The sequence below is a fragment of the Citrobacter sp. wls615 genome (assembly GCF_005281355.1).
Lineage (GTDB): Bacteria > Pseudomonadota > Gammaproteobacteria > Enterobacterales > Enterobacteriaceae > Citrobacter > Citrobacter werkmanii.
Genome location: NZ_SZXM01000084.1, coordinates 144,012 through 156,065 on the forward strand (window position 1 = coordinate 144,012; position 12,054 = coordinate 156,065).

Annotated in this window: 12 protein-coding genes; 8 read left to right on the top strand and 4 right to left on the bottom strand. The window is 53.6% G+C overall.

Annotated elements, in window-relative coordinates:
• Positions 1–27 precede the first annotated feature (27 nt).
• Positions 28–666: a peptide-methionine (S)-S-oxide reductase MsrA gene (gene msrA, locus FDX04_RS21330; RefSeq protein WP_042312762.1), complete on the top strand. Its 639-nt coding sequence runs from the start codon at positions 28–30 to the stop codon at positions 664–666.
• A gap of 151 nt (positions 667–817) precedes the next feature.
• Positions 818–2,158 (top strand): hemolysin family protein, encoded by a 1,341-nt coding sequence (locus FDX04_RS21335; RefSeq protein WP_003025713.1) that lies wholly within the window; start codon positions 818–820, stop codon positions 2,156–2,158.
• A gap of 67 nt (positions 2,159–2,225) precedes the next feature.
• On the opposite strand, the gene FDX04_RS21340 is transcribed toward FDX04_RS21335, so the two are convergent.
• Entirely contained in the window at positions 2,226–2,432 is a 207-nt protein-coding gene (locus FDX04_RS21340; RefSeq protein ID WP_003025710.1) for a DUF1107 domain-containing protein, read from the bottom strand.
• 327 nt (positions 2,433–2,759) lie between these two features.
• Here FDX04_RS21340 and FDX04_RS21345 point away from each other — a divergent pair, with 327 nt between their 5' ends.
• Positions 2,760–3,317 (top strand): YtfJ family protein, encoded by a 558-nt coding sequence (locus FDX04_RS21345; protein ID WP_137371449.1) that lies wholly within the window; start codon positions 2,760–2,762, stop codon positions 3,315–3,317.
• On the opposite strand, the gene cysQ is transcribed toward FDX04_RS21345, so the two are convergent.
• On the bottom strand, positions 3,307–4,047 hold the full coding sequence (cysQ, locus tag FDX04_RS21350; RefSeq protein ID WP_137371450.1) for a 3'(2'),5'-bisphosphate nucleotidase CysQ: 741 nt from the start codon (positions 4,045–4,047) through the stop codon (positions 3,307–3,309). The genes FDX04_RS21345 and cysQ overlap by 11 nt on opposite strands.
• A 186-nt stretch (positions 4,048–4,233) precedes the next feature.
• On the opposite strand from cysQ, the gene cpdB reads away from it, so the two are divergent.
• Positions 4,234–6,177: a 2',3'-cyclic-nucleotide 2'-phosphodiesterase gene (gene cpdB, locus FDX04_RS21355; RefSeq protein WP_137371451.1), complete on the top strand. Its 1,944-nt coding sequence runs from the start codon at positions 4,234–4,236 to the stop codon at positions 6,175–6,177.
• Between the two features lie 47 nt (positions 6,178–6,224).
• Here the strand turns inward: cpdB and FDX04_RS21360 are convergent, their stop codons facing one another.
• On the bottom strand, positions 6,225–6,605 hold the full coding sequence (locus FDX04_RS21360; RefSeq protein WP_042312871.1) for a helix-turn-helix domain-containing protein: 381 nt from the start codon (positions 6,603–6,605) through the stop codon (positions 6,225–6,227).
• A gap of 90 nt (positions 6,606–6,695) precedes the next feature.
• On the opposite strand from FDX04_RS21360, the gene FDX04_RS21365 reads away from it, so the two are divergent.
• The 3 genes from FDX04_RS21365 to FDX04_RS21375 all read left to right on the top strand — a co-directional run bounded on the left by FDX04_RS21365 (position 6,696) and on the right by FDX04_RS21375 (position 9,495).
• A complete protein-coding gene (locus tag FDX04_RS21365; protein ID WP_137371452.1) occupies positions 6,696–7,544 on the top strand; it encodes an SDR family oxidoreductase in 849 nt (282 codons plus the stop codon).
• Between the two features lie 81 nt (positions 7,545–7,625).
• On the top strand, positions 7,626–8,450 hold the full coding sequence (locus tag FDX04_RS21370) for an AraC family transcriptional regulator (RefSeq protein WP_137371453.1): 825 nt from the start codon (positions 7,626–7,628) through the stop codon (positions 8,448–8,450).
• A gap of 76 nt (positions 8,451–8,526) precedes the next feature.
• Positions 8,527–9,495, top strand: a complete 969-nt coding sequence (locus FDX04_RS21375; RefSeq protein ID WP_137371461.1) for a DMT family transporter — start codon at positions 8,527–8,529, stop codon at positions 9,493–9,495.
• 61 nt (positions 9,496–9,556) lie between these two features.
• On the opposite strand, the gene FDX04_RS21380 is transcribed toward FDX04_RS21375, so the two are convergent.
• Positions 9,557–11,128, bottom strand: a complete 1,572-nt coding sequence (locus tag FDX04_RS21380) for a methyl-accepting chemotaxis protein (RefSeq protein ID WP_137371454.1) — start codon at positions 11,126–11,128, stop codon at positions 9,557–9,559.
• Positions 11,129–11,372: 244 nt separating this feature from the next.
• Here FDX04_RS21380 and ytfE point away from each other — a divergent pair, with 244 nt between their 5' ends.
• Positions 11,373–12,035: an iron-sulfur cluster repair protein YtfE gene (gene ytfE, locus FDX04_RS21385; RefSeq protein WP_079225626.1), complete on the top strand. Its 663-nt coding sequence runs from the start codon at positions 11,373–11,375 to the stop codon at positions 12,033–12,035.
• Positions 12,036–12,054: the final 19 nt, after the last annotated feature.

Sequence of the window (12,054 nt, forward strand, 5' to 3'; positions counted from 1 at the left end):
CAAATGACTGATTTCGGGAGAACGGCCATGAGTTTATTTGATAGAAAGCATCTCGTTACTCAAGCAGATGCGCTACCTGGACGCAACACCCCGATGCCAGTGGCAACGCTGCATGCGGTTAACCAACATTCGATGACCAACGTGCCCGACGGTATGGAAATCGCCCTTTTCGCCATGGGATGTTTCTGGGGCGTGGAGCGTTTATTCTGGTCATTACCCGGCGTGTACAGCACCGCAGCCGGATACACCGGCGGCTATACCCCTAACCCGACCTATCGGGAAGTCTGTTCTGGCGATACCGGGCATGCCGAAGCGGTGCGCGTCGTCTATGACCCGCATGTTATCAGCTACGAGCAACTGCTGCAGGTGTTCTGGGAAAATCACGATCCGGCGCAAGGTATGCGTCAGGGGAACGACCACGGTACGCAGTATCGTTCCGCTATTTATCCCTTAACGCCAGAGCAAACCGCCGCGGCACAGGCCAGCCTTGAGCGTTTTCAGGCGGCGATGACCGCCGCTGGCGACGAGCGCACCATTACAACGGAAATCAGTACGGCAACCCCGTTCTATTATGCCGAAGACGATCACCAACAATATCTGCACAAAAATCCTTACGGCTACTGCGGAATTGGCGGGATTGGGGTGTGTTTGCCACCACAAGGATAAATTTCCCCCTCTGGCGACGTTACAGTACCTTACGCTATACTAGCTCCTGAATTTACCGGCTCACTTCCACGAGCCGGTTTTCAATGTGTATTTCACACGGATTTATCAACTTCTCCCTTCCGAGGATCTGACCCGAACGGTCGGATAAGATATGTTAAACAGTATTTTAGTCATTCTCTGCCTGATCGCCGTGAGTGCGTTTTTCTCGATATCCGAGATCTCGCTTGCCGCATCACGCAAAATCAAACTTAAGCTGCTTGCCGATGAAGGCAATGTGAACGCACAGCGTGTTTTGAAGATGCAGGAAAACCCCGGCATGTTTTTTACCGTGGTGCAGATTGGCCTAAACGCGGTCGCCATTCTCGGCGGTATCGTTGGTGATGCGGCCTTTTCCCCGGCGTTTTACAGCCTGTTCTCAAAGTACTTCGCTCCAGAGCTGTCCGAACAGTTAAGTTTTATTCTGTCCTTCTCACTGGTTACTGGCCTGTTCATCCTGTTCGCGGATTTAACCCCGAAACGCATCGGTATGATTGCGCCAGAAGCTGTGGCTTTGCGTATCATCAACCCGATGCGCTTCTGTCTGCTGGTCTTCCGCCCATTGGTGTGGTTCTTTAACGGTCTGGCAAATAACATTTTCCGCCTGTTTAAAATTCCGATGGTGCGTAAAGATGACATCACGTCAGACGACATTTACGCCGTGGTCGAAGCCGGTGCGCTGGCGGGTGTTCTGCGCAAGCAGGAACATGAGCTGATTGAAAATGTGTTCGAACTGGAATCCCGCACCGTACCGTCTTCTATGACCTCGCGCGAGAATATTATCTGGTTCGATCTTCACGAAGACGAGCAGAGCCTGAAGAACAAAGTGGCGGAACATCCGCACTCCAAATTTCTGGTGTGTAACGAAGATATCGATCACATCATTGGCTATGTCGATTCAAAGGATCTCCTCAACCGCGTGCTGGCCAACCAGAGTATGGCGCTGAACAGCGGCGTGCAGATCCGCAATACGCTGATTGTCCCAGATACGCTGACGCTCTCTGAAGCGCTGGAAAGCTTCAAAACCGCAGGCGAAGATTTTGCCGTCATCATGAACGAGTATGCATTGGTGGTGGGGATTATCACGCTCAACGATGTGATGACCACGCTGATGGGCGATTTAGTCGGTCAGGGCCTGGAAGAGCAGATCGTGGCGCGTGATGAAAACTCATGGTTAGTCGACGGCGGTACGCCGATTGATGACGTCATGCGCGTCCTGGATATCGACGAATTCCCGCAGTCCGGCAACTATGAGACCATCGGCGGCTTTATGATGTTCATGTTGCGTAAAATCCCGAAACGCACCGACTCGGTGAAGTATTCAGGCTACAAATTTGAAGTAGTGGATATCGATAACTACAAGATCGATCAGCTGCTGGTGACGCGTCTGGACAGTAAACCTACCGTTCTGGTACCGAAACTGCCGGATGCGAAGGAAGAGGCGAAGGCGTCATAGCGCCTTGCAGAAACATCAACGGCTCCTGTCCTGGAGCCGTTTTTTTAACTACCGCATAGCACTTTGATCAAGCCATCTCAGTTTGCAGACGCAAGACCTGACGGTTAACTTCGGACATCACGGAAAAATGCAGCTTGTCCTTCACTTTTGGGATAAGAATCTTACCCTTATCAAATTCAAAAGCGCCTACATCCTTGATATATAACCGTCCACGAAACAGGATCTTCACGTACTTCGCCACCTGCAGCGGGTTGTATCGTTGGAAAATTTTCATTGTTGTCTCCTGCTGAGCATTACGCCTTTGCGGTACCACAATCGGTCCGACAATCCTCAGGCGCAAATTTTAATGCCCTATGACTATAGACTATCTCGTTGATGTTTCCAGCGTGTATAAGTTTATTTACCTTCCAGTTACAATTATTCAGAATTATCTTTTCAACGCTTCGCTGTCTTCAGTATAAGCCTTCGATTTTCGCAGGATTTGTGCGCCCGTCCGCAAACTGGCATCGCGCTTGCGGGAAAAAGCATCAATCGCACATATGATTAAATTCCAGGCCCAAGTGGTCGGATCACCTGCAAAATAAAGAAAGAAGGAAAACCTATGACCTTACAAAAACTGCTGGCGCTGTCGTGCCTGCTGCTGCCGATGATTGCCTCCGCCCATAAGTTTGAGACTGACCAGCGCGTACCGCCGGTGGGGATCGCCGATCGCGGCGAACTGATTCTCGATAACGATAAGTTTAGCTACAAAAGCTGGAATAGCGCGCAACTGCCCGGCAAAGTACGCATTGTGCAACACATTGCCGGACGCACCTCCGCCAAAGAGAAAAACGCGAACCTGATTGAAGCCATCAAAGCGGCGAACCTGCCGCACGACAAATACCAGACCACCACTATCGTCAACACGGATGACGCCATTCCTGGCTCCGGTATGTTTGTGCGCAGCAGTCTGGAGAGCAATAAGAAGCTCTACCCATGGTCACAATTTATCGTCGACAGCAACGGCATTGCGCGTAAAGCCTGGCAACTGGATGAAGAAAGCTCAGCTATTGCGGTACTTGATAAGGACGGACGCGTACAGTGGGCAAAAGATGGCGCATTAACGCAGGAAGAGGTGCAGCAGGTGATTACCCTGCTGCATAAATTGCTCAGTAAATAGAGACGCGGAAGCCGGGGTTGAGGAACGATTCACGTGGGGTGTAGTCCAGAGGTTTCCCCTGCCAGTCGTGAACGTGCGCTCCGGCTGCGGCGGCAACGGCGTGGCCAGCGGCGGTATCCCAGACGTTAGTTGGCCCAAAACGCGGATACAGCTGCGCGTGCCCTTCCGCCACCAGGCAGAATTTCAGCGACGATCCTATCGACGTGGTCTGGTGCTCGCCCAGTTGTTGCAGATACTCTTTTAACTCATTGTCGGCATGCGAACGGCTAATCACCACCAGCGGTGGACGCGCGTCACGTACCTGGATTTGTTTGCGCACACCGCACTCTTCTTTCCACGCTTTGCCTTCTGCCGCGCTGTACATCACCTTCATCACTGGCGCGTAAACCACGCCAAGTACCGGCTTTCCCTGCTCAATCAGCGCAATATTAACGGTAAATTCACCGTTACGTTTAATGAACTCTTTGGTGCCGTCCAACGGATCGACCAGCCAGTAGCGCTGCCAGTGCTGGCGAACATCCCAGCCAGGAGGGGCTTCTTCAGACAGAACCGGAATATCCGGCGTCAGCGCCTGTAATCCTTCGAGGATCACCGTGTGCGCAGCGATATCCGCCGCCGTGACCGGAGAATCATCCTGCTTGCTGGTAATCTCCATCGGTTTGATTCCATCGTAGACCTGCATAATGGCATCGCCCGCGTTCCGTGCAAGCTGGCATACATGTTCTAACATTCTCCACCTCGTTTGTCAGTGGTGTTAACTCGTTGTTTTACTTATACCCGATCGTCAGGGGATCCGCCAACTGTGATAGCGTCTGCGGTTTTAAACGCTATATTCATGTCATGATTCACAGTTCTGTAAGCAAGAAGATTTATATACATTTTCTTTTGTGGCTTAGATCTTAAAAGGATGCCCCTGATGATTAAGTTTAGTGCAACGCTTCTGGCAACGCTGATTGCAGCCAGCGTGAATGCCGCGACCGTCGATCTGCGTATAATGGAAACCACTGATTTACATAGCAATATGATGGATTTCGATTATTACAAAGATACGCCGACTGAAAAATTTGGCCTGGTGCGTACGGCAAGTCTGATCAACGCCGCGCGTGGTGAAGTCAAAAACAGCGTGCTGGTTGATAACGGCGATCTGATTCAGGGCAGCCCGCTCGGGGATTACATGGCGGCCAAAGGGCTGAAAGCGGGCGAAACTCACCCGGTATATAAGGCGCTCAATACGCTGGATTACGCGGTGGGCAACCTCGGCAATCATGAATTCAACTACGGTCTGGAGTATTTGCATAACGCGCTGGCCGGGGCGAAGTTCCCCTACGTTAATGCCAATATCATCGACGTTAAGACCAAAAAGCCGCTGTTTACGCCTTATCTGATCAAAGACACTGAGGTAATTGACCAGGAAGGTAACAAGCAGACGCTGAAGATTGGCTATATCGGCTTCGTGCCACCACAAATCATGACCTGGGATAAAGCCAACCTCAGCGGCAAAGTGACGGTAAATGACATCACCGAAACCACACGTAAGTATGTGCCGGAAATGCGGAAAAAAGGCGCTGATGTCGTGGTGGTGGTTGCTCACTCCGGCCTTTCTGCCGACCCGTATCAGACGATGGCGGAAAACTCAGTTTATTATCTCAGTGAAGTACCGGGCGTGGATGCCATTATGTTTGGTCATGCTCACGCCGTCTTCCCGGGGAAAGATTTTGCCAACATTAAAGGCGCAGATATCACAAAAGGTACGCTCAATGGCGTGCCGGCGGTGATGCCTGGCATGTGGGGCGATCATCTGGGCGTCGTGGATTTGGTACTGAATAACGATAGCGGTAAATGGCAGGTCACCCAGGCGAAAGCAGAGGCACGCCCCATTTATGACGCTGCGGCGAAAAAATCACTGGCAGCAGAAGACAAAAAAATCGTTGAGATCCTGAAAGCCGATCACGACGCCACCCGTGAATTCGTCAGCAAACCAATTGGTAAATCAGCCGACAATATGTACAGCTATCTGGCGCTGGTTCAGGATGACCCGACCGTGCAGGTGGTGAATAACGCCCAGAAAGCGTATGTGGAGCACTTTATCCAGGGCGATCCGGACCTGGCAAAATTGCCGGTACTTTCCGCGGCCGCGCCGTTTAAGGTCGGTGGACGCAAGAACGATCCGGCCAGCTTTGTCGAAGTCGAAAAAGGCCAGTTAACCTTCCGTAACGCCGCTGATTTGTATCTCTATCCCAATACCCTGGTGGTAGTGAAAGCCAGCGGTAAAGAGGTGAAAGAGTGGCTGGAATGTTCCGCCGGGCAGTTCAATCAGATTGATATCCACAGCAGCAAACCACAGTCGTTGATTAACTGGGATGGCTTCCGTACCTATAATTTCGACGTGATTGACGGCGTGAATTATCAGATTGATGTTTCACAGCCCGCCCGCTACGACGGCGAGTGCCAGACCATCAACCCAAAAGCAGAGCGGATTAAGAATCTGACCTTTAACGGTAAGCCTGTCGACCCTAACGCCACCTTCCTCGTCGCGACCAACAACTATCGCGCCTACGGCGGTAAGTTTGCCGGGACCGGAGACAGCCACATCGCGTTTGCGTCACCAGATGAAAACCGCTCGGTGCTGGCCGCGTGGATTGGTGCTGAGACGAAGCGTGCCGGTGAAATTCACCCGGCGGCAGATAACAACTGGCGTCTGGCGCCAATTCATAGCGACACACCACTGGATATTCGCTTTGAAACATCACCGTCTGAGAAAGCCGCTGCATTTATTAAAGAGAAAGGCCAGTATCCGCTGAAGAAAGTCGCGACCGATGACATCGGTTTCGCTATTTATCAGCTGGATTTAAGTAAGTAATTTTCGTGCCGGATGCGGCGCAACAGCGTCTTATCCGGCCTACAAAACTACGCAGCCCGTTCGTCCCGCTGCGCTAAAACCTGCGGCAAATTCAGTTCTATCCAGTCCGCCAGCGCGGCGACTTTATCGCTCACCTGCTCGCCCAACGGCGTCAGGCTATATTCCACATGCGGCGGCACCACCGGATAAGAGACTCGATTGATAAACCCGTCCTGCTCAAGCGCCTGAAGCGATTGCGCCAGCATCTTTTCGCTGACGCCGCCCATCTTCCGGCGCAAATCGCTAAAGCGGTGCGTACCGTCGCGCAGCGCCACCAGAATTAACACGCCCCAGCGGCTGGTGACGTGTTTTAACACCTCGCGGGAGGGACACTGTTCGGCAAACAAATTGCCATCGCGTAATTGCTGGGAGAGCGTCGACGCTGTCATTTTCATACTAACCTTTTTGTGCGTACTTACTAAAAGTAAGTTTAAGTGTTAGCGTGATTAAACACAAGACCAATACCAAGGAGTCACCCCATGATCGCAATTACCGGCGCCACCGGCCAACTGGGCCAACACGTTATTGAATCTCTACTGAAAACCGTTCCTGCCAGCCAGATAGTGGCTATCGTGCGTAATCCCGCTAAAGCGACGGCGCTTAGCCAGCAGGGCATTACCGTTCGCCAGGCGGATTACAGCGATGAAGCCGCCTTTACGACTGCTTTACAGGGTATCGACAAGCTGCTGCTGATCTCTTCCAGCGAAGTGGGACAACGTGCCCCACAGCATCGCAACGTGATTAACGCAGCAAAGGCTGCCCACGTGAAATTTATCGCCTACACCAGCCTGCTGCACGCCGACACCTCCCCGCTGGGGCTGGCTGATGAGCATGTGGCCACCGAGAAGATGCTGGCTGAATCCGGTATCGCCTACGCGCTACTGCGTAACGGCTGGTACACCGAAAACTATCTCGCCAGCGCGCCGGCCGCACTGGAACACGGCGTCTTTATTGGGGCCGCGGGAGAAGGCAAAATCGCCTCGGCAACCCGTGCCGACTATGCCGCTGCCGCCGCGCGCGTCATCAGTGAAGAGGGGCACGCCGGTAAAACCTACGAACTGGCGGGCGATGCAGGCTGGACCCTGAGCCAGTTGGCTGCCGAGCTGGCAAAGCAGAGCGGTAAAAAAGTGGTGTATCAGAACCTGAGCGAAGCTGATTTTGCCGCAGCGCTGAAAGGCTTTGGTCTGCCTGCCGGGCTGGCGGAGATGCTGGCGGATTCTGACGTCGGCGCCTCTAAAGGCGGTCTGTTCGATGACAGCCATACGTTGAGCAAACTGATTGGTCGCCCAACCACATCGTTGACTGACAGCGTCAAAGGTATCGTGTAAGTGTTAAAAATTAGTTAATTATGGTGGCATCCCCGCGCATCCTCTCTGATAATGACAGGATGATGCGTGGGGAGAGAAAACGTGCAAGGTGTACCTGAGCAGTTTATTGATGAAAAAGACAGCGCCCGCTTTCGCCATCTGGCGCAGGTGCCGGGCGTTGAGTTGTATCATGCGCACATCTCACGTTACGCCTTTGAACCACATACCCATGAAGCGTTTGGCATTGGCGCGATAGAAGCCGGAGCCGAACGTTTTCGCTATCGCGGTACGCAGTACGTCGCGCCCGCCCATTCTGTCGTCACCATGAATCCCGATGAGTTGCATACCGGCGAAGCCGAAACCGCCGACGGCTGGCGCTATCGGATGATCTACCTTGAGCCCGATCTTCTGGAAGAGGTCACCGGGATCCGCCACTGGTGGTTTCATGACGTAACGCGTCACGATCCGCTGCGCTCGCGGCAGATCTGCTCGCTGATCCACGGCCTGTGGAACACAGAGGATGCGCTGGCGCAAAAAGGGTTATTGCTCGATCTGATCGATACGTTCCAGCCGCTGGCCCGCCATGCGCCAACATCCGCAGAAGGGACGCATCGCTTTGAACGGGTACGCGAGTATCTGCATGATAATTACATGCACCCGATAACGCTCGACGAACTGGCGCGGGTTGCCTCACTGAGTCCCTGGCATTTTCAACGCCAGTTTAAATCTCATTTCCACGTTACGCCGCACCAAATGCTGATGGCCATTCGCCTGTGGCGAGCCAAAGGTTTTCTCACTCACGGAATGCCCGCCGCAGAGGTCGCCGCCGCAACCGGTTTGACCGACCAGTCGCATCTCACCCGCGCATTTACTCATCGTTACGGCATTACGCCGGTACGTTATCAGAAGCAGGTTTATTCGCGCTAATGCGCAATCTCATACAATACGGCTGCACTCTCCCTGCCTACACTCAACGCAATGTTTAATGATGTGGATGTTAACAATGATTAGCGGCGTGCTGTATGCCCTGCTGGCCGGGCTGATGTGGGGATTAATTTTTGTCGGGCCGCTGATCGTACCGGAATACCCGGCGGTATTGCAGTCGATGGGGCGATATCTGGCGCTGGGGCTGATCGCCGTGCCGATCGCCTGGCTGGGGCGTGTGCGCCTGCGCCAGTTGGCGCGTAAAGACTGGATAACGGCGCTGGCGCTAACAATGATGGGTAACCTGATTTATTACGTTTGCCTGGCCAGCGCCATCCAGCGTACCGGCGCGCCGGTATCAACGATGATTATTGGTACATTACCGGTGGTGATCCCGGTCTTCGCCAACCTGCTCTATAGCCAGCGTGACGGTAAATTATCCTGGTGGCGTCTGTCACCTGCGCTGATATTGATTGCTATTGGCCTGCTGTGCGTGAATATCTCGGAGCTGAACCAGGGATTACCCGATTTTAGCGGCTGGCGTTATGGCTCCGGTATCGTGTTGGCGCTTGTCTCAGTGGTGTGCTGGGCGTGGTATGCACTGCGTAATGCCCGCTGGCTGCGCGAGAATCCAGATAAGCATCCGATGATGTGGGCGACGGCTCAGGCGCTGGTGACGCTGCCCGTTTCTCTGCTGGGGTATGTTGCAGCGTGTCTGTGGCTGCATGGGCAAACGCCAGGTTTCGCCCTGCCCTTCGGCCCGCGTCCGGATGTGTTTATCGGCCTGATGATAGCCATTGCGGTATTGTGTTCGTGGGTGGGCGCGCTGTGCTGGAACGTCGCCAGCCAGAAGTTACCGACGGTGATCCTCGGCCCGCTGATTGTCTTCGAAACGCTGGCTGGCCTGCTGTATACCTTTATGCTGCGCCAGGATTTTCCGCCGCTGCTGACGCTAAGCGGTATTGCGCTACTGGTAACAGGCGTGGTAATTGCGGTGCGGTCAAAACCGCAGAAACCGGTGGTAGTGCCGGTTTCAGGGGATGCCTAATGGCGCTGCGCTTATCCGGCCTACAAGGACTGTACGATCTCATGTAGGCCGGATAAGGCGTTTACGCCGCCATCCGGCGCGACACTTTAAATACCGCCACGGTCTGGTTCAGTCGTGCTGCCTGCTCTTCAAGCGCGGCGGCAGCGGAAGCGGACTCCTCCACCAGCGAAGCATTTTGCTGCGTCACGCGATCCATCTCGGCAACGGCCTGGCCTACCTGATCGATACCCCGGCTCTGTTCATCAGAAGCAGAGGCAATTTCGCCCATAATGTCGGTCACGCGGGTCACGGCGCTGACAATCTCCGCCATCGTTTCGCCTGCTTCATGCACCAGCGCCGTACCGGCGTTGACCCGATTACCCGAGTCATCAATCAGCGCCTTAATCTCTTTTGCCGCCTGAGCACTACGCTGCGCCAGAGTACGAACTTCGCCAGCGACCACGGCAAAACCACGTCCCTGTTCGCCCGCACGCGCCGCTTCTACCGCCGCGTTCAGCGCCAGAATATTGGTCTGGAAGGCAATACCGTCGATAACAGTGGTAATTTGCGCGATTTTGCTGGAACTGGTGGCGATTTCGTCCATAGTACGCACTACGCCATCAACCACGGTTCCACCTTTCAACGCCGTCTGTGAGGCATTTTTTGCCAGACTGGTCGCCTGACGCGCGTTATCTGCGTTCTGCTTCACGGTGGCGGTGAGTTGTTCCATGCTGGCAGCGGTCTCTTCCAGAGAGGCGGCTTGCTGCTCGGTACGTGAGGAGAGATCGTTACTGCCTGCGGCAATTTCACCCGCGCCGGTGTAGATAGTGTCAGCCCCGTCACGCACCACGCTGACCGTATTCGCCAGCGCCTGTTGCATGTCACGCACATTACTTGCCAGCAGCGCCATTTCATTGCTGCCATCGGCGTTGATGCTATGCGTCAGGTCACCCGCAGCGATGTGGCGAATATGTCCCATTACTTCGTGGAGCGGCTTGAGCAACACGCGCTGCATCGCCAGCCAACTGGCGACAATCACAGTGACGACAGTCAACATCACGGCAGACAACAGCCAGATTATCTTGCGGTAATCACTCTCATTGTCCTGCACGCCGGCCGTGGCCAGCGCCGTTTGCGCGGCACGCCATTCCCGATACACTTCCTGCATGGCCGTCTGCTTTTGCTCAGCATTCTGCTTGAACATCTCTTCCAGCTTACCTTCAGCCAGCAACGCGTTCATTTTAGCCAGCGTCGCAGAATAGATGCCGTACTGTTCTTCCAGTCGATCGGCCAGACGCTCATCCAGCCCCGGCGTTTCTGGCAGGGCGTAGTATTTATCGTAATGCTCTTTCGACTCGGCCAGCAGACGATTCGCCGTATTCACCAACTCTTTCAACTGACCGCCGTTGATCTCGCTGGCCATCGTTCCCTGTAAACGCAGCATACCCCGGTTGAGCGTGACGCGAGCCTGGTTCAGGCTAATCCACGCATCGGTAAATTCAGCCACGTTCTGACTGGAAAGCTGAGAGACATTAAAGTTCTGTTTATCGTTATTGAGTGCGCCAATAAAGACGCCTGCGGAGATGAGCTGCATCGCGCCCAGCGCGAGTAGCACGGTGATAAGTAAGGTTATCACTTTAATTCGTTTGAACATCTGTTGCCTTTTATTATGCAGGTATTGTCTGAGGTCTAACTATCGGCAGCGGCGTGCGCTTATTTAATTCTCTGGCGCAGCTTTTTTCGCCGTATCTCTCCTTTCCAATAAGATTCAGCACCTTAACGAAATAAGAAATTTTTGTGACGCTCATCACAAAACACCCCACCCCGAAAGGGTTATAGCCTTCCCTATAAGATGCATTTAAAATGCATCTTATATTATTGAGAATGAGGTAACGGCAATGTCTTATCGCGATCAACCTTTAGGTGAACTGGCGCTCTCTATTCCTCGCGCTTCGGCCCTGTTTCGTAAATACGATATGGATTACTGCTGCGGTGGTAAGCAAACGCTGGCACGCGCTGCCGCGCGTAAAGAGCTGGATTTAGACGTTATTGAGGCACAGCTCGCGCAGCTGGCTGAACAGCCGTTGGAGAAAGACTGGCGTACCGTGGCGCTGGCTGAAATCATCGACCATATCATTGTGCGTTATCACGACAGACATCGCGAACAGTTGCCGGAACTGATCCTGCAGGCCACGAAAGTTGAACGCGTTCACGCAGACAAACCGAACGTACCGCGCGGTCTGGCGAAGAACCTGAGCATGCTGCATGAAGAGCTGTCCAGCCACATGATGAAGGAAGAGCAGATCCTGTTCCCGATGATTAAACAGGGCATGGGTAGCCAGGCAATGGGACCAATCAGCGTGATGGAAAGCGAGCATGACGATGCCGGTGAACTGGTCGAAGTGATCAAACACATCACCCATAATGTGACGCCGCCGCCAGAAGCCTGCACTACCTGGAAAGCCATGTATAACGGCATTAACGAGATGATCGATGACCTGATGGAACATATCAGTCTGGAAAATAATGTGTTGTTCCCGCGTGCCCTCGCAGGTGAATAAAAAAAGGCGCCCGAGAGCG